Origin of the sequence: Mycobacterium sp. PDNC021 (genome assembly GCF_048282635.1) — a bacterium.
In the GTDB taxonomy this organism is placed as follows: Bacteria; Actinomycetota; Actinomycetes; order Mycobacteriales; family Mycobacteriaceae; genus Mycobacterium; species Mycobacterium llatzerense.
Map to the genome: position 1 here is coordinate 3,318,694 of NZ_CP182502.1, position 16,337 is coordinate 3,335,030.

The window sequence follows — 16,337 nt, forward strand, 5'->3', positions numbered from 1 at the left end:
GTCGCACCAGATTCGTCCGGCCATTTCCCAGCAATACCGCAGTCACCTGTAGCACCATTGGTTACCGGACATGCACGGGAGGGCTTCAGATGAGGATCCTTGACGACGTCAGAATCCGCGCCGTAGGGCTGACCTGCGCAGCGTTGCTGCTGCCGATCGGGTCGGCCGCGGCGGCATGGGCCGACGACGGCGCGCCGGACACCAAGTCCGGCGATACCTCGGCGGTCGACCTCGCGGCGGCACCGGTCGACCCGCCGCCGCCGGTTGCTCCCAAGCCGGTGCCGGCCGGTAAGCCGGTCCCGGTGGCAAATGCCACCCCGGTGCCGCATCTGTCCAGCCCGGAGAATCTGCCGCCCTACACGACGAGCACCGCGGACGGGTCCCGGGACACCGATCAGCTGTCGTACCTGCGCGATGTCTGGCATGCCGTCCAGGATCGCGAGATCAGTCCGAAGCAGGCCCTCGTGCTGCTGGCGCAGCGCCCCATGGACGCTGACGCAGCACCTCCCGCGGGCATGCCGGCCGGGCCGCAGGCGCCGGCACCGGTCCCGCCGCCGGCCCCGGACGCGCCTGCGCCCGTGGACGGTCCGCCGCCCCCGGAGTAGCTAAGCCGTCAGCGCTTCGATCCGGGCCGGCACGTGTTTGTGCCATGGGGTGCCCGCGAACTCGTCGCGCCAGTCGGCCGAGGTCAGGTTGTTGGGGGCCACGCCCGGCACCTGCTGTTCGCCGTTTGCGTCGGTGAAGTCCAGCCCGAAACCGTTGGGCAGCGAGGCATGTCCGGGCAGCATGACGTCGGTGACCTCCACCGAGGCTTCCGCGCTGCCGGCCGCGGTGGTGATCCGGGCGCGGCCACCGTCGACCAGGCCCAGCGCCGCGGCGTCTTCGACGCTGACCCGCAGGGCGCCGTCGGCGTCACGCTTGCGCCAGCCGGGATCGCGGATGATGTCGTTGGCGGTGAACGCGCGGCGCTCGCCGGCCGACAGCACGATCGGATAGTCGTCGGAGATCAGCGGCGGCCGATCGGTGGCGAGCGCGCCGAGTTCGGAGAGCATCTCGGGGATCTCTAAGGCGATGCGCCGGTCGTTGTGGCTGACCAGGTTCCAGTCGTCCTCGTACTCGTGCACCGTGAACGTCACCCCGGACCGGCCTTCGAGGATGGCGGTGAACAGCGCGTTGCCGTCGGCATGGCCGGCCCGGCGGACCGCGTCGGGATAGGTCATCGCGGCTTTCTGAGCCAGTCCCCACAGCGCTGCCGCACCGGCCAGGCCGTCCGGCAGCGCCGGGCCCAGGGTTTCGTACAGCACATAGGGCAGCACCCGGCCCAGCGACGGGTTGGCGCCGACTGCGCTGAAGAATGCCCCGAGGTACGCGTCGAGGCCGTCGCGCGCGGCGCGGCGCAGCGGGTCGAGTTCCGCGTCGTCGACGACGCCGAGCGCGCGGACCAGCCGAGCCCAGATCTCGGGTTCGGGCAACGTGCCGGGCAGCGGCGTCATCAGGGCGTGCCGCAGGTGAAAGGTGTTGTGCGGGAACTCGAGATTGAAGAACGTCGCTTCGGGTTTCTCGAACTGGCTGGCGGCGGGCAGCACGTAGTGGGCCAGCCGCGCCGTCTCGGTCATCGCGACATCGACGACGACCAGCAGTTCCAGCGCCTCGAGCGCGTCGCGCACCGCGGCCGAGTCGGCGATGGAATGAGCGGGGTTGCTGCTCTCGACGATCATCGCCCGGAACCGGTCCGGATGGTCGGTCAGGATCTCCTGCGGCACCACGTTGGACGGCAGCAGCCCGGCGATGATGGGAGCACCGGTCACCGGCGAGCGGCCGACGCCGCCCGCCGCGAACAGCGGCGCGAACGACGAATGCAGGTGCTGCCCACCGCGTTTGGCGAAGTTACCGGTCAGGATCCACAACATCTTGTTCAGGTAGGAGACCAGCGTGCTGTTCGGCGCCTGCTGAACGCCGAGGTCCTCGAACACCGAAACGCTTGCGGCACCGGCAATCCGGCGGGCAGCGGCGCGCAACAGCTCGGCGTCGACGCCGCAGCGCTGGGCGAAGTCGTCGACGTCCACTGCGCGCAGCGCGTCCCGGACCGGTTCGACGCCGGTCACATGCTCGGTGAGAAACGCCTCGTCGCACAGGTTTTCCTGAACCAGGACCGCGGCCAGCGCGCTGATGCACCACGCATCGGTGCCGGGCCGCACCCGCAGGTGGAAGTCGGCCATTTTGGCGGTGTCGGTGAGCACCGGGTCGACGACGATCATGGACCGCTGCGGATCCTTCGCGATGTCCTGCAGCACAGTGCGTGCGCGCGGGAAACTCTGCGACATCCACGGGTTCTTCCCGACGAACACCGACACCTCGGCGTGCTCGAACTCGCCGCGGGTATGTCCGCCGTAGAGCTGTGCGTCGACCCAGAACTCACCGGTCTTCTCCTGCGCCAACGCATTTGACCGGTACCGGGCGCCGAGTGCCTTGAGGAAGGCGCCGCTGTAGGCGCCGCCCAGGTGATTACCCTGGCCACCGCCACCGTAGTAGAAGATCTTGTCGCCGCCGTACTCGTCGCGGACGCGTGAGAAGCCCTCGGCGATCTCGGAAATCGCGGTGTCCCAGTCGATTTCCTCGTAGCTGCCGTCCAGCCGGCGGCGCATCGGCGAGGTGAGGCGGCTGCGGTTGTTCTGATAGTGATCCAGGCGCAGTGCCTTGTTGCACGTGTAACCCTGCGAGGCTGGGTGCGCTTTGTCGCCACGGATTTTCGACAGCGTGCGGCCGTCGAGCTGCACGACGATGCCGCAGTTGCACTCGCACAGGATGCAGGCAGTGGACTCCCACTCCTGGGTTTCGGTCATGACGACGCCTTCCGTTGTGTTGTCGCGGCAGACACGAGGGCGCGCAGCTGCCGATGCACGAGGTCCAATGGGTTGGTCGAGCCGGTGGTGCGGGCCACCAGGACGGCGCCTTCGATGGCGGTGGTGGCGAGCATGGCCAACTCGGCGGCTTGCTCGGGGGCGGCTCCGTCGGCCTGCAACTGCTCTTCGAGTTGCGCCAGCCAGCGGGTGAAGGCCGCGGCGGCGCGTTCGATCACGGGCGGGTTGTCGGCCTCGACGGCGACCGCGACCACCGGGCAACCGGCCCGGAATCCGCTGTCGGTCAGTTGGGTGCGGAACCCGTCGATCAGCACGTCGAGCGCTTCGAGTGCCGTGCCGGCCTTGGCGATCCGGCGGGCGACGTGATCGCTCGCGAAATCGATTGCCTCGCAGAGCAGTTGGGTCCGACCGCCGGGGAAGTGATGGTAAGCCGAGCCGCGTGGCGCTCCGCTGTGGGCGAGCACGTCGGCGATGGCCGTCGAATGTGCGCCCCGCTCGCGGATGAGCAGCGCCGCAGAAACGATCATGCGGTCACGCGGGCTGGCCATGGCTGCGGTCCCTTCGCCGACTATGTATGTAACCATACATAGTCGGCAGGCAGGGGGCTATGCCTGCGCGTGCCGAGCGCTACGCCTCGGATTGCAGTCACATGCTGACCACGATCCGAGGCGCAAGTACTCAGCCGCCAGCTGGGCGAGTCAGGCGCACACCAGCCACAACGCCAGAAACGCCGACATACCGGTGAGGCACAGCAGATGGTCGCGGCAGATGGACCGGGCGAGCCGGGACTGCTCGGCGAGCGTCCCGGTCCGGTGCCCCAGGGTCACGGCGTGCCGGACGGTGCGCAGCAGCGCCAGCAGCACGGGGCCACCGGCGAGAACAGCCGACAGTGCCAGCAACCACGCGGGCGCCGCCCCGCGGACAGCATGAAAAGTCAATGCCGCCAACAGAATCGCCATGACGGCGGCGATCAACAGACTCATCGGGCGCGACGTGGTGGTGGCCCGGTGGTAGTAGGCGGCGATGGACGCCAGCACGGGTCCCGGTAGGTCGGCCGACCTGCGATGGCGGAGCACCTGAACATCGAAGATCAGGTCCATCCACTCCGGCGGCGATCAGGAACCCGCTGTCGGCGGCCTCGATCACACGGATGCGGCTTCGTTCAATTCCTCGAGCCGGCCGGTGGCCTCCAGGTACTCCTGGACCCAGCGCTCGATGACCGCGGACGTCTTCTCGACCTTGGTGAACTGGCCGACCACCTGGCCGACGGGGTTGAACGCGACGTCGACGCTCTCGTTCGGGTACTTGTGCGTGGCGGCGACGGCCATGCCGGACACCATGTACTGCAACGGCATTCCGAGCGGCTTCGGGTTGCCTTCCTGCTCCCAGGCCTCGGTCCAGTCGTTGCGCAGCATGCGTGCCGGCTTGCCGGTGAACGACCGGCTGCGCACGGTGTCCTTGCTGCTCGCCTTGGCGTACGCGGCGTGCTGCTGCTCGGAGTGTTCGCTCTCTTCGACCATCACCCACTGCGAGCCGGTCCATGCGCCCTGCGTGCCGAGGGCGAGTGCCGCGGCGATCTGCTGGCCGCTGCCGATGCCGCCGGCGGCCAGCACCGGTACCGGCGCGACCTCCTTGACGACCTGGGGCCACAGCACGATCGAGCCGATCTCACCGCTGTGTCCGCCGGCCTCGCCACCCTGGGCGATGATGATGTCGACGCCGGCATCGGCGTGCTTGCGGGCCTGCGACGGCGAGCCGCACAGTGCCGCGACCTTGCGGCCCTCGGCATGGATGTGGTCGATCATGTCCTTGGGGGGCGTGCCCAGCGCATTGGCGATCAGGGTGCACTTCGGGTGCTGCAGAGCGACCTCGACCTGCGGGGTTGCGGTGGCCTCGGTCCAGCCCAGCAGCTGCAGGGCGTCGTCGTCGCTGTGGTCGACCGGCACGCCGTGGTCGGCGAGGATCTTCTTCGCGAAATCGAGGTGTTCCTGCGGCACCAGGGCGTTGAGCTGCTTCTTGAGCACCTCGGGATCCAGGTCGGCCTGGTCCATGCCCTCGTACTTGTTGGGGATGACGATGTCGACGCCATAGGGGTGGTCGCCGATGTTCTCGTCGATCCACTTGAGCTCGATCTCGAGCTGCTCGGGAGTGAAACCGACGGCGCCCAGGACGCCGAAGCCGCCGGCTTTGCTGACTGCCACGACCACGTCGCGGCAGTGGGTGAAGGCGAAGATCGGGTATTCGATGCCGAGCTGATCGCAGAGAACGGTGCGCATAGGAGTTCCTTGTGCTGGTGCCGAGGCAGGAATGGCAAAAACTGAAACGTGTTCTAATTTAGTACCGCGTGACAGTCCGGCGCGCAAGACTACGCGCGCATTGGGGCCCAGATTCGGTGCGAATACCGTTCCTGGCGGTCAGCGCCGCACTAGTCGCCGTAGCCAACCGGTCCGGTGGCCGGATGGGGCCGCTGCGCGCACCACTGTCCAGCCGAGGCGCTCCGCTTCGGCCGCCAGCCCGGGACGTGGATTCACCGGAATCGGGTGCCCCACGGCGCGCATCAGCGGCAGGTCCTCGTCGCCGTCGGCGTAGAAGTAACTCTGTTGCAGGTCAACCTGATTGGCCTGGCTGAACTCCGCGACCGCGGCAGCTTTGCGGTGGCCCCAGACGATGGGCCGGACGATGTCACCGGTGAGGGTGCCGTCGCCGTCGACGGTGAAGTGATTGCAGATGACGTGTTCGACACCCAGGTAGCGGGCCAGCGGCATGACATGCATGGTCAGCGCCGACGAACTGAGCACCACCGTGTGACCCGACCGCTGATGGGCACGCACGATCTCGCGCATCGTCGGGAACATCCTGGCCTGGACGTGGCTGTGGAACAACTGCTCGCCGAGTGACTCTTGCTCGGCCAGCGACTCGCCCCGCATATAGCCGGCGGCGCGAATCAGCAGTCGCTCGAACTCCATGCGGCGCAACTTGTATCGCACTGTTGCCTCGAGGATGCCGGTCAGTTCGCCGAAGGCGGCCTGCCGCTGCCGGAACCGGTGCGCGGCGTGGACCGTCGCGATGAAACCGGACACCAGCGTGCCGTCGACGTCGAAGAAGGCACCGACGTTCGAGCTCGTCGCGCCACGGACGTCGGCGTCGATCGCAGTGATCGGCCCCGTGATCGGTCCGGCGTTCGGCGCAGACATGCTCACCAGTATGCCGGGATTCGCCGCGCGGCCTCTCGGCTGCCCGTCGGCCGGGCGGTAGCCTGACCCGTCATGGGACGCGTGGACGGCAAAGTTGCACTGATCACTGGTGGCGCACGGGGCATGGGTGCGGCGCACGCCCGCATGCTCGTCGCCGAGGGCGCCAAGGTCGTCATCGGCGACATCCTCGACGAACCGGGCGAGGCGCTGGCCACCGAACTCGGTGACGCCGCGCGCTACGTGCACCTCGACGTGACCGACGCCGATCAGTGGGCCGCCGCGGTTTCCACCGCCACCGAGCAGTTCGGCCTGCTCAACGTCCTGGTCAACAACGCCGGCATCAGTGCCCTCGGCAAGATCGGCGAGTTCGACATGGCCAAGTGGCAGAAGTGCATCGACGTCAACCTCACCGGCACTTTCCTGGGCATGCAGGCGGTGGTCGCGCCGATGCGGGAGGCCGGCGGCGGTTCGATCATCAACATCTCGTCCATCGAGGGCATGCGCGGCGCAACGCTCCTGCATGCGTACGTCGCATCCAAGTGGGCGGTGCGCGGCCTGACCAAATCGGCGGCGATCGACCTCGGTAAGGACAAGATCCGGGTCAACACGATCCTGCCGGGCTTCATCCGCACGCCGATGACTAAGTATTTTCCCGACGACATGATGACCGCGCCGCTGGGGCGGCCCGGGCAGTCCGACGAGGTAGCGACCTTTGTGGTGTTCCTGGCCAGCGACGAATCGTCGTTTGCCACCGGCAGCGAGTTCGTCGTCGACGGCGGTCTGACGACCGACGTGCCGCACAAGTTCTGACCTCAACGTTTCTGGAACTACCGGTCTGACGGGGCACAATGAGGAGCCCCCACATCGCGCATCCCCCTTGTTGAAGCGCGTTCAGATCCGGAGGGAGCAGGGCTATATCAACCGAGTTGCGCCGCGGTGCAGTGCTGGGTGCTGTCATTTTCCTGGTGCTGCTGTTCGCCTGCACCGGTGATCTGCCGCGCCTGCTGAGGCCCATGAGCCCGGCCGCCGAGGTCGAGTTGGCGCAGGGTTGGCAGCTGGCCTCGGCGCAGGGCATGGCGGCCACCGGAGCGCAGCTCAGCACCGACGGGTTCGGCGCGACCGGTGCCGGCTGGCACCAGGTGCGGCACATGCCGGCGACGGTGCTGCAGGCGCTCGAGGACGACGGCACCTACCCGGACCTCTACTACGGCGACAACCTGCTGACCAAGGTGCCGCAGGACCTGTACAAGCAGGACTGGTGGTACCGCACGACGTTCGTCGCGCCGCCCGGGCACTCGACCTACCGACTGAACTTTCCCGGCATCAACTATCGGGCCGAGATCTGGCTGAACGGGCACCGGATCGCCGACAGCGGACAAATCGCGGGCATGTACGTCGACCACACCCTGGACGTGTCGAAGTGGATCGACCGCGGCCGGGCCAACACGCTCGCCGTCAAGGTCACCCCGGAGCGGGCGCTGCAGGACGTCGACGGCGTGGAGTTGGCCGACAGCTGGTTCGACTGGATCAACTGGAACTACCTGGGCTACCAGGGACCGGGGAAGAACCCGGCCAACGGCAATTCGTTCGTCTCGGACCGCAATGCCGGCATCCTCAAGCCGGTCACTTTGAAGATGTCCGGCGATGTGGCGATCACCGATGCCACCGTGAACAGCCAGCTGCCGTTGCCGCGTACCGACAGCGCCCAGCTGAGCGTCCGGTCCGGCCTGACCAACTACTCCGACCAACGGGTCAACGGCGTGGTGCGGGCGACCATCACCCGTGCCGGTAAGTCGGACATCGAGATCGAGCGACCGGTCTCGCTCGGGCCGGGGGAGAGCCGCGACGTCACCTTCAGCCCCAACGACTACGAGGCGCTGCGGATCGGCAACCCGGACCTGTGGTGGCCGTACACGATGGGCAAGCCCGACCTGTACGACCTGCGGCTGCAGTTCCTGCAGTACGGCCAGACCACCGACGAGTTGAAGCAGCGGTTCGGCATCCGCTCCATCGAGCAGGGCCGCGACGGCAGCGAGGAGTTCCCGCAGCTGGGTTCCGGCGGCAACTTCTATCTGAAGGTCAACGGCCGGGACTTCCTGGCGCGCGGGGCCACCTACACCCCCGACCTGCTGTACCGCGACGATCCCGACCGCGACAACGCGATCCTGCGCTACGTCAAGGATCTGGGTCTGAACATGATCCGGATGGAATCCAAGATTCCCGGTGCGCGCTTCATCGAGCGGGCCGACGAGCTGGGCATCCCGCTGATGGTGGGCTGGATGTGCTGCAACCAGTGGGAGAAATGGCCACAGTGGGACCAGGAGGATCACCGGGTCGCGCAGGACAGTCTGCGCTCGCAGATCCTGATGCTGCGTTCACATGCGTCCGCATTCGTCTGGGCCAACGCCAGCGACGGACACCCGCCGGCCGACATCCTGGAGCAGTACCACGAGATTCTGCGAAAGTTGCACTGGCAGAACGCCGTTGTAGACACGGTGTCGTCCTACACCACCGATGCGTCGGGTAACCGGCTGTGGGACGGCATCCAGATGGCCGGCCCGTACACCTGGCGCGCGCCCGCGTACTGGTTCGACGGCGAGTACGCCGCCGCCCGGGGCGCGTCGGCCGAGCAGGGCGACAACGAGCACATCCCGCCGTTCGCGAGCCTGCGCAAGTTCATTCCGCCGGACAAGCTCTGGCCGATCAACGACATGTGGTACTTCCACGCCGGTTCCAACCCCGGCAACGAGGCCTTGGCGAGCATCCGCACCGCGATCGTCCAGCGATACGGATCATCCACTGGCGCTGAGGAATTCGCGCGCAAGGCACAGTTGGCCCACTACGAGGCGACACGGGCCCAGTTCGAGTCGTTCGCCGCGCTGGGCTGGGCGGACCGCAAGATGACGATCTACTGGATGCTCAACAACCACTGGCCGTCGTTCTTCGGCAACATCTTCGACTACTACCTACGGCCTGGCGGTGCGTACTACGGAGCGAAGAAGGGCCTGCAGCCGCTGTCGGTCACGTTCGATTCGTACGCCACCGGCGATCACAGCACCGCCAAGGTGAGCATCGTCAACCAGAGCCCGGAGAACGTCGTCGGGCTTCGCGTCCGTACCCGGGTGTACGACATCAACGGGACCATGCGCGACGACCGCATCAGTGACCCGTACGACGTGGTCTCCGGCGCCGCCGCGGTGGCCCTGACCCTGCCGCGGGTGGTGCCCGATTCCCGGGTGTTCTTCGTCCGGTGCGAGCTGGTGAACCCGATCGGCGAGGTGGTCGCGAACAACGATTACTGGCAGTCGCAGCAAGGCGATATCGGAGAACCGGGCAAGGATGTCGCCTTCGAGCTGCACCAGACCGCGTGGGCCGACATGACGCCGCTCAACTACATGACGAAGGCCCGGCTGGAGGTCAGTGCCGCCGGTTCGGTGAATGGTGACGGTCAGCAGGTCGTCGACATCACGCTGCGCAATCCGACCAAGCAGGTCGCGTTCTTCGAGCGGGCGGAGCTGACCACCGCTCCCGACGCCGATGAAATCCTGCCCATCGAGTACAGCGACAACTACGTGACCGTGTATCCGGGGGAGACCGCGCATGTTCGCGGGCTGGTGCCGAAACCTGGGGTGAACGCGGGCTGGGTCCGGGTCGGTGGCTACAACACGCCACCCGTGACGGTCCCGGTGGCGGGCGGCCCCGCGTCGCAGGAAACGACGGACGCCGCCTCGCGGGCCGCGGTGGCGGACCCTGGTCTGGCTGAGCCGGACGTCCGGCCCGCGGCGCCCGATGCGGTACCGCGGGTCCCGCGGCCCGGCGCATGAGACATGATGAACGCACAGACGAAGGAGAAGCTGATGGCCCACGAGGTGGCTGACGAACGTTCCGCACTCGCCGCGTACACCGCCGAAAAGGGGTGGCAGCGCCGTACGGACGACCGCGTCGATATCTACCTGCGTGGCGCGTCCCGGGTCCGGGTCATCTGGCAGGGTGACGACGCGATCAGCGGCAGCTCCCGCTTCCAGGACGACATCATGGAGACCTACACGCGCGACCTCGACACCGTGCGCGCCTGGCTGGCGGGCTGACTCAGTCCGCAGTACCGTCCGGCCCCGTCGTACTGTGATCGCCATGGGTGTGCGTGCGGGCATCGTGGTGACCGGGACCGAAGTTCTCACCGGACGGGTCCAGGACCTCAACGGGCCGTGGCTGGCGGATCAGTTGCTGGAACTCGGCGTCGAGCTCGCCCACATCACCATCTGTGGGGATCGGCCCGAAGACATTGAGGCGCAACTGAATTTCCTCGCCGGCCAAGGCGTCGACCTGATCGTCACCAGCGGCGGTCTCGGGCCGACGGCCGATGACATGACCGTCGCTGTGGTCGCCAAGTTCTGTGGCCGCGAGCTGGTGCTCGACGAGCCGCTCGAGGAACGCATCGCGGAAATCCTGCGGTCCTTCATGGGCCGGTTCCCGGGCGCCGATTTCGACGCGGTGCGCGCGGCCAACCGCAAGCAGGCGCTGGTGCCCGAGGGTGGGAGCGCCGACGGCGTCGAGATTCTGGACCCCGTGGGCACGGCGCCGGGCGTCGTGGTCACCCGGGCCGGGGGCGGGCCGACGGTGATCGTGCTCCCCGGGCCGCCCCGAGAACTACGGCCGATGTGGCACCGCGCCATCGAGACGGCGACGGCCGAGCGAGCGGTCGCCGGGCGCACCATCTACCGGCAGGAGACCATCCGGATGTTCGGCCTGCCCGAGTCCGGGCTGGCCGAAACCCTGCGGGATGCGGAAGCCCTGTTGCCCGGTTTCGCGGGCCTGGAGATCACCACATGTCTGCGCCGCGGCGAGCTGGAGATCGTCACCCGCTATGAACCCGACGCCGCAGAGAGCTACCGGCAACTGGCCGCGCTGCTCCGCGAGCGCCATCCGCGGGACGTCTTCTCCGAGGACGGAACCTTGGTCGATGACCAAGTGGCGCAACTGCTTTCGGGCCGCACCATCGCGACCGCCGAGTCGTGCACGGCCGGCCTGCTCGCGGCCCGGTTGGCCGACCGGCCCGGCTCGTCGGCCTACCTGGCCGGTGGCGTCGTGTCGTACTCGAACGAGGCCAAGGCCGAGCTGCTCGGCGTCGATCCCGCATTGATAGCCACCCACGGTGCGGTATCCGAACCGGTCGCCGAGGCCATGGCGGCGGGCGCGCTGCGCCGATTCGGTGCCGACATCGCCGTGGGCATCACCGGCATCGCCGGCCCCGGCGGCGGCAGCGAGGAAAAGCCGGTCGGCACAGTGTGTTTCAGTGTGGGCCTGGCCGACGGCACGACCCAGACACGAACCATCCACCTGCCGGGCAACCGGGCCGACATCCGTGAGCGGTCGACGACCGTCGCGATGCACATGCTGCGCCGGGTGCTCAGTGGTCTGCCCGTCAGTGTCTGACGGAGCAGCCTGACCCTTACTGCGCGGCCAGGTCGGCGTCCCAGACCTCGAGAATCTTGGTCAGGATGTCTTCGGGTACGCCCAGGCCTGCCAGGTGGCTTTCGCCTGGCAGTGTGTACATCTCGGCATCGGCAATCCGCGCCACCGCGTGCTCGCCGTGGGCGTAGGGCACGATGTGGTCGGCATCGCCGTGCCACCAGCGCACCGGCACCTTGATGTCTTCCAGCCGGAAGCCCCAGTCGCGGGCGAACACCACGATGTCGGCGAACGGCGCAGCCAGCTGCTTGCGGCTGCCGTTGAGCAGATCGTCGAGGAACATCGCCTTGAACTCCGGACGGCTCAACAGGTTTCGGTCACCGTCCGGAGAAATCCGGGCATACAGGTCGAGGGCGGGGGAGCCGAACGGCCCGATCAGCTTGATCAGTGACCCCGCTACCCAGCGGATGGGGGTGTCGGCGACCTCGAGGACCGGGCGGACGAACTTGGCCAGCTCCATGAGCCCGCTGCTGATGCCGTCCTCACCGATCAAGGGGGCGACGCCGCCGAGCACCGCGGCCATCACCACCCGGTCGGGCATCGCGGCCGCGGTGGCCAGCGTGTAGGGGCCGCCGCCGGACAGGCCGATCACCGCGAACCGGTTGATGCCGAGGGTGTCGGCGATGGTCCGCAGATCGTCGGTGAATCCGAGCACGTTCTCGTACTGGTACGGCGTCGACGAGCCGATGCCCGGCCGGTCGATGCCGATCAGCCGGATGTTCTTGCGCGCGGCGAAGGTGCGGGCCTCTGTCGGGATCTGCCGGCGCGCACCGGGTGTCCCGTGCAGCCAGAACACCGCTCGTCCCTGCGGGTTCCCGAACTCGGCGAAACTGATCTGGCGGTCCTCGCCGACGGCAATGTTGCCTTCCAGCTTCGGGCGCTCAATCGACATGACCATGGCCGAATTGTCGCACCCCCGGGACCGGCGGCGGCCTGCGGCTACCCCGCGCTGCGGGCGTCGACGCGCGTCTTCCACAGGCTGGCCACCGTCGTCACGATGAGCGTGACGATGATGACCGCCAACGACAGCAGTGTCGGGATTTGCGGTACATGCACCGGCTCACCGCCGTTGATGAACGGCAGCGTGTTCTCGTGCAGCGCGTGCAGGACCAGCTTCACACCGATGAACGCCAGGATGAAGGCCAGGCCCTGCGACAGGTACACCAGCCGCTTGAGCAGGTCGCCGAGCAGGAAGTACAGCTGGCGCAGACCCATCAGCGCGAAGACGTTCGCGGTGAAGACCAGGTACGGCTCCTGGGTCAGGCCGTAGATCGCCGGGATCGAATCGAGCGCGAACAGCAGGTCAGTGGTGCCGAGGGCGATGATGACCAGGATCATCGGGGTCAGTACGCGCTTCCCGTTCACCACGGTGTGCAGCCGGGAGCCGTCCCACTGGTCGGAGGCTTTCAGGTATTTGCGGGCGAACCGCACCATCGAGTTCTCGGCGTCGTCGTCGTGCTCGGTGTCGCGCGCCAGTTTGGCCGCCGTGTACACCAGGAACGCGCCGAACACGTAGAAGATCCAGGAGAACTGCGAAATGGCAACGGCGCCAAGGGCGATGAAGATGCCCCGGAAGATCAGCGCCAAGATGATGCCGATCAGCAGGACCTGCTGCTGCAGGATCCTGGGCACCTTGAAGCTGGCCATGATGATCAGGAAGATGAAGAGGTTGTCGACTGACAGGCTGTATTCGGTGAGCCAGCCGGCGAAGTACTCGACTCCGTAGTCACCGCCGTGGAAGCGCCACACCCAGATGCCGAACGCGATCGCGAGCCCGATATAGGTGGCGAGGTAACCGGCGGTTTCGCGGGTGGTTGGTTCGTGTGGCCGGCGGCCGATCACCACCACGTCGAAGAGGAGTACGGCGATCGTCACCCCGAGGGTGATGGACCATTCGAGCGTAGAAACATTCATGCGGGGGTGCCTCCGGGCGTCAGAAAACGACCGAGGTCTCTGCCGCCGCCGGAGCGGCCCACGGTACCGGCTACCCGACGTTGGGCAACGTGATGACGACACCGCGGCGAAGGAATACTCCCCTCGCCAATCATTATCGCAGACGGTCGTCGGCCTGGCGCCGTGGCGGGTGTCACGCCGTGACCAGCACGGTCAGTTGTGCACCGTCGCGCTCGACCCGCATGCCGGCGCGACGTGCGACGGCGGCTACCGCGGCGGCGTCGCTCGGTTCGGCCCGGCTGCCGCCCAGCGCACGCGCCAACCGGCCCTTATGGGCCTTGTTGAAGTGGCTGACCACGGTGCGGCGCCCGTCGGGGTGTTCGGTGTAGACATCGACCGTCACCGCGCCGGGGATCTTGCCGAGCGCCTCGTATGAGCCGGACCGCAGGTCGACGATGAGCTCCTGGTCCTGGAGCTGGGCCAACACAGGTTCCAGGACGGGCTTCCACCGGCTGGCCAGGGTGCCGCCCGCGGGCAGCTTCGACGATGCCGACAGCCGATACGCCGGAATCGGGTCGTCAGCGCGCAGCAGCCCGAACAGGGCCGATCCGACTGCCAGGCGGGCACGGGCGCGGGTCGCGGTGGCACCGCGCAGCGACCCGACGTCGAGGGCGTCGTACAGCACCCCGGTGTAGCGGTCGATGGCCGGCATGGTCGGGGCGCTGAGCAGCTCCGCGTTGCGGGCGATCTCGGAATCCTGCGAGGCGGAGATGGCGAGGGCTTTGCGGCTGGCTTCCGGATCGGCGGCGAGCGCGACGAGTTCGTCGACGAGGGCCGTCCGTAGCGGCGTGAGTTCCGGCACACTCAGCGTGCCGAGCCGCAGCGGTGGTCCGTCGCCACCTGGGCGCTTGGTCTCCGAGGGCGGTAGCAGCACGATCACGGCGAAGACGGTATCCGACGGCGATTGGTACGGTGCGTACCATCAACGTGTCGATCGTGGGTGTTTGCTTTGCCGCTGTGGTCGCGGTGGCCTAAAGTTCGGTACCTACTGACGTCGGGGCTGAGGTCGGTGGGCCGAGGTTCCGTACCTGCGGTGATTACCAGGGAATGCTGGGGTGGTTATGGGTAGGAACGCCAAGTTCGCCGTTGACATGCGGGTTCGTGTCAACCGCGGCGACGCCAAGGACGTGCGCGGCGTGATCGTCGAGGATTACGGCGATCATGCGGGCTATTCGGTCGATGTCGGCGAGAACCATATTGTCGACGCGGCACGCCGCTGGGCTGTCCTACTCGACAGCGGAACCCTGGTTTTCGCCGACGACGCGCATCTGAAGCCGGAGTAATCCGGCGCCTTCCTTCTCGGTTGTCCGAGCGCTCCGCTCTACCAAAAGCCGCCGGTCAACCACCCGCGATGAGCAGCGGGACCAGCTGCTCGGCATCCGTCCACGACCCGTGTTGTCCGATCAGGGCTGATTCCAGAGGTTCGACCGTCCGGCGCACCAATCCCACGTTGTCCCGCGCCGCTGCCACGACGTCACCGATCCGGCTCCGCGCCGCGTCGCTGACCCGCGGACCGAACCAACCTTCGGCGATGGCCTGCTCTTTGGTGCGGACCCACGCCCTGGCGCCCAACGTTTCTCGCCAGCGATCGGCGACCGCGTCGGCCGCCCCGTCGGCGACGTAGACGTGCCGGGCCCGAGCCTCCCCGGCGACGGCGACGACGCCGTCCAGCAGATCCGTACGCGAATCGAGGTCGACGACGTCGGCTTCGTCGAGGTTGACCATGCCGTGATCGGCCACGACCGCCAGCAGTCCGCCGGCCGGTAGCGCATCGACGATCGATTCGACGAGGCGGTCGACCTGCCGCAACTGCATTCGCCAGGCCGTCGACCCAGCGCCGTACAGATGGCCGAGCATGTCGAGATCGGCGTGGTAGCCGTAGCAGAATCCGCCATCGGCGACGGCTTGCTGCACCCGCGCCGCGAGGTCACCGAGCCGATGCACCCCGACGTACTGTCCGCCGCGGAGCACTGCCCGGGTCAGTCCCGAATTGGTGAATTCGGCACCCGAGATGACGCTGACGGCCATGCCGGCAGCGGCGGCCTGACCGAACGTGGTCGGCAGCGGTTGGACGTCCTCGGGCACCAGCACGTCGCGCAGATCGGCGCCGAACGGATGTGGCGTCCAGCGCAGCGCGTTCACCACCCCGTGGTCGGGAATCCGGAACGAGTAACCCACCATGCCGTGCTCGCCGGAGCGCCGGCCGGTGCCCACCGCCGCCAGGCCCGCGCTGGTGGTCGAGGGGTACCCGACACGCAGGTTCCGGCCCCGAAGTCCGGCGAGCACGGGGGCGTCGTCGGAGTAGGTGTCGAGCAACTGGGCCCCGAGCCCGTCGATGAGCAGGACGCACGCGCCCCGAATGCCGTCTGGCAGGTCGATGTGGTGGTGTACGCATTCGAGTTGGGCGTCAGTCACTCCCATCGCCGCCAACACGGCGGGCACCACGTCGGCCAGATGCAATGCGTCAGGTGACGGGCTCGGCACATCCATGGCCGCGAGCTTAGGGATTTCCCGTCCGAAGTAAACGCAATTACCGCGCCGGAACCGGGTGTGAGGGGCTATCCGCCCCAGCCGCGATTGCCGTCCCAGCCGCCACAGATGCCGTTGATGCAGCCGTGCCCGAATCCGCCGGTGCCCGGGCTCCAGCCGCCGCAGCCCCGCCAATTCGATCCGTCGCCGCAACCGCCTCCGCCACCTTGGCCGTCAGGTCCGCCGTAGCCGTTGTCGGCAACCACAGTCCGGTCCGGCCCGAAGCTTCCGGAGAGCGTCATCGCAGCCGCCGGAGCGGCCACTATCGCTGCTGTGGCGGCCACCGCGGCGACCGCCGATGTCGTGAACTTCCGCCTAATTAGCATGTCTA

16 protein-coding genes are annotated in these 16,337 nt (G+C 67.7%); 6 read left to right on the plus strand and 10 right to left on the minus strand.

Annotated features, from left to right (window positions below):
- Nucleotides 1–89: 89 nt before the first annotated feature.
- The gene (locus tag ACNO8X_RS15705; protein WP_418001743.1) at nucleotides 90–605 is read left to right on the plus strand and encodes a hypothetical protein; all 516 of its coding nucleotides are present in this window, start codon (nucleotides 90–92) and stop codon (nucleotides 603–605) included.
- Here the strand turns inward: ACNO8X_RS15705 and ACNO8X_RS15710 are convergent, their stop codons facing one another.
- The 5 genes from ACNO8X_RS15710 to ACNO8X_RS15730 all read right to left on the minus strand — a co-directional run bounded on the left by ACNO8X_RS15710 (nucleotide 606) and on the right by ACNO8X_RS15730 (nucleotide 6,055).
- Entirely contained in the window at nucleotides 606–2,843 is a 2,238-nt protein-coding gene (locus ACNO8X_RS15710) for a molybdopterin-dependent oxidoreductase (RefSeq protein ID WP_418001744.1), read from the minus strand.
- Complete coding sequence (locus tag ACNO8X_RS15715; RefSeq protein ID WP_418001745.1) at nucleotides 2,840–3,409, minus strand: TetR/AcrR family transcriptional regulator; 570 nt, start codon at nucleotides 3,407–3,409, stop codon at nucleotides 2,840–2,842. The genes ACNO8X_RS15710 and ACNO8X_RS15715 overlap by 4 nt, the downstream gene beginning before the upstream one ends.
- 150 nt (nucleotides 3,410–3,559) lie before the next feature.
- The gene (locus ACNO8X_RS15720; RefSeq protein ID WP_418001746.1) at nucleotides 3,560–3,961 is read right to left on the minus strand and encodes a hypothetical protein; all 402 of its coding nucleotides are present in this window, start codon (nucleotides 3,959–3,961) and stop codon (nucleotides 3,560–3,562) included.
- Between the two features lie 42 nt (nucleotides 3,962–4,003).
- Nucleotides 4,004–5,137: a nitronate monooxygenase gene (locus tag ACNO8X_RS15725; protein ID WP_418001747.1), complete on the minus strand. Its 1,134-nt coding sequence runs from the start codon at nucleotides 5,135–5,137 to the stop codon at nucleotides 4,004–4,006.
- Between the two features lie 138 nt (nucleotides 5,138–5,275).
- The gene (locus tag ACNO8X_RS15730; RefSeq protein WP_418001748.1) at nucleotides 5,276–6,055 is read right to left on the minus strand and encodes an HAD family hydrolase; all 780 of its coding nucleotides are present in this window, start codon (nucleotides 6,053–6,055) and stop codon (nucleotides 5,276–5,278) included.
- A gap of 72 nt (nucleotides 6,056–6,127) precedes the next feature.
- Between ACNO8X_RS15730 and ACNO8X_RS15735 the strand changes: the two genes are divergently transcribed.
- The 4 genes from ACNO8X_RS15735 (at nucleotide 6,128) to ACNO8X_RS15750 (ending at nucleotide 11,488) form a co-directional block, all read left to right on the plus strand.
- Nucleotides 6,128–6,865 carry a glucose 1-dehydrogenase gene (locus ACNO8X_RS15735; RefSeq protein ID WP_418001749.1) on the plus strand — a complete coding sequence of 246 codons (738 nt, stop codon included), beginning with the start codon at nucleotides 6,128–6,130 and terminating at the stop codon, nucleotides 6,863–6,865.
- 131 nt (nucleotides 6,866–6,996) lie between these two features.
- A complete protein-coding gene (locus tag ACNO8X_RS15740; RefSeq protein ID WP_418001750.1) occupies nucleotides 6,997–9,879 on the plus strand; it encodes a glycoside hydrolase family 2 protein in 2,883 nt (960 codons plus the stop codon).
- A 6-nt stretch (nucleotides 9,880–9,885) separates the two neighbouring features.
- Nucleotides 9,886–10,143, plus strand: a complete 258-nt coding sequence (locus ACNO8X_RS15745) for a hypothetical protein (RefSeq protein WP_377042002.1) — start codon at nucleotides 9,886–9,888, stop codon at nucleotides 10,141–10,143.
- A gap of 37 nt (nucleotides 10,144–10,180) precedes the next feature.
- On the plus strand, nucleotides 10,181–11,488 hold the full coding sequence (locus ACNO8X_RS15750) for a competence/damage-inducible protein A (RefSeq protein ID WP_418005921.1): 1,308 nt from the start codon (nucleotides 10,181–10,183) through the stop codon (nucleotides 11,486–11,488).
- 16 nt (nucleotides 11,489–11,504) lie between these two features.
- Here ACNO8X_RS15750 and ACNO8X_RS15755 read toward each other — a convergent pair whose 3' ends face one another.
- From ACNO8X_RS15755 to yaaA, 3 genes are all read right to left on the minus strand, one after another.
- Complete coding sequence (locus tag ACNO8X_RS15755) at nucleotides 11,505–12,422, minus strand: alpha/beta fold hydrolase (RefSeq protein ID WP_418001751.1); 918 nt, start codon at nucleotides 12,420–12,422, stop codon at nucleotides 11,505–11,507.
- A 41-nt stretch (nucleotides 12,423–12,463) separates the two neighbouring features.
- Nucleotides 12,464–13,438 (minus strand): TerC family protein, encoded by a 975-nt coding sequence (locus ACNO8X_RS15760; protein ID WP_418001752.1) that lies wholly within the window; start codon nucleotides 13,436–13,438, stop codon nucleotides 12,464–12,466.
- 172 nt (nucleotides 13,439–13,610) lie between these two features.
- Nucleotides 13,611–14,357 (minus strand): peroxide stress protein YaaA, encoded by a 747-nt coding sequence (yaaA, locus tag ACNO8X_RS15765; protein ID WP_418001753.1) that lies wholly within the window; start codon nucleotides 14,355–14,357, stop codon nucleotides 13,611–13,613.
- A 181-nt stretch (nucleotides 14,358–14,538) separates the two neighbouring features.
- On the opposite strand from yaaA, the gene ACNO8X_RS15770 reads away from it, so the two are divergent.
- Complete coding sequence (locus ACNO8X_RS15770) at nucleotides 14,539–14,760, plus strand: hypothetical protein (RefSeq protein WP_043392134.1); 222 nt, start codon at nucleotides 14,539–14,541, stop codon at nucleotides 14,758–14,760.
- 55 nt (nucleotides 14,761–14,815) lie between these two features.
- Here the strand turns inward: ACNO8X_RS15770 and ACNO8X_RS15775 are convergent, their stop codons facing one another.
- Both ACNO8X_RS15775 and ACNO8X_RS15780 read right to left on the minus strand, forming a co-directional pair.
- Nucleotides 14,816–15,967: an alkaline phosphatase family protein gene (locus ACNO8X_RS15775; RefSeq protein WP_418001754.1), complete on the minus strand. Its 1,152-nt coding sequence runs from the start codon at nucleotides 15,965–15,967 to the stop codon at nucleotides 14,816–14,818.
- A gap of 68 nt (nucleotides 15,968–16,035) precedes the next feature.
- On the minus strand, nucleotides 16,036–16,332 hold the full coding sequence (locus ACNO8X_RS15780; protein WP_418001755.1) for a hypothetical protein: 297 nt from the start codon (nucleotides 16,330–16,332) through the stop codon (nucleotides 16,036–16,038).
- Between the last annotated feature and the right edge of the window lie 5 nt (nucleotides 16,333–16,337).

Bases quoted from the DNA above. Each gene is read 5' to 3' on its own strand.
- ACNO8X_RS15705 (WP_418001743.1), top strand. From the start codon at position 90: ATGAGGATCCTTGACGACGTCAGAATCCGCGCCGTAGGGCTGACCTGC.
- ACNO8X_RS15710 (WP_418001744.1), bottom strand. From the start codon at position 2,843: ATGACCGAAACCCAGGAGTGGGAGTCCACTGCCTGCATCCTGTGCGAG.
- ACNO8X_RS15715 (WP_418001745.1), bottom strand. From the start codon at position 3,409: ATGGCCAGCCCGCGTGACCGCATGATCGTTTCTGCGGCGCTGCTCATC.
- ACNO8X_RS15720 (WP_418001746.1), bottom strand. From the start codon at position 3,961: ATGGACCTGATCTTCGATGTTCAGGTGCTCCGCCATCGCAGGTCGGCC.
- ACNO8X_RS15725 (WP_418001747.1), bottom strand. From the start codon at position 5,137: ATGCGCACCGTTCTCTGCGATCAGCTCGGCATCGAATACCCGATCTTC.
- ACNO8X_RS15730 (WP_418001748.1), bottom strand. From the start codon at position 6,055: ATGTCTGCGCCGAACGCCGGACCGATCACGGGGCCGATCACTGCGATC.
- ACNO8X_RS15735 (WP_418001749.1), top strand. From the start codon at position 6,128: ATGGGACGCGTGGACGGCAAAGTTGCACTGATCACTGGTGGCGCACGG.
- ACNO8X_RS15745 (WP_377042002.1), top strand. From the start codon at position 9,886: ATGAACGCACAGACGAAGGAGAAGCTGATGGCCCACGAGGTGGCTGAC.
- ACNO8X_RS15755 (WP_418001751.1), bottom strand. From the start codon at position 12,422: ATGGTCATGTCGATTGAGCGCCCGAAGCTGGAAGGCAACATTGCCGTC.
- ACNO8X_RS15760 (WP_418001752.1), bottom strand. From the start codon at position 13,438: ATGAATGTTTCTACGCTCGAATGGTCCATCACCCTCGGGGTGACGATC.
- ACNO8X_RS15770 (WP_043392134.1), top strand. From the start codon at position 14,539: ATGGGTAGGAACGCCAAGTTCGCCGTTGACATGCGGGTTCGTGTCAAC.
- ACNO8X_RS15775 (WP_418001754.1), bottom strand. From the start codon at position 15,967: ATGGATGTGCCGAGCCCGTCACCTGACGCATTGCATCTGGCCGACGTG.
- ACNO8X_RS15780 (WP_418001755.1), bottom strand. From the start codon at position 16,332: ATGCTAATTAGGCGGAAGTTCACGACATCGGCGGTCGCCGCGGTGGCC.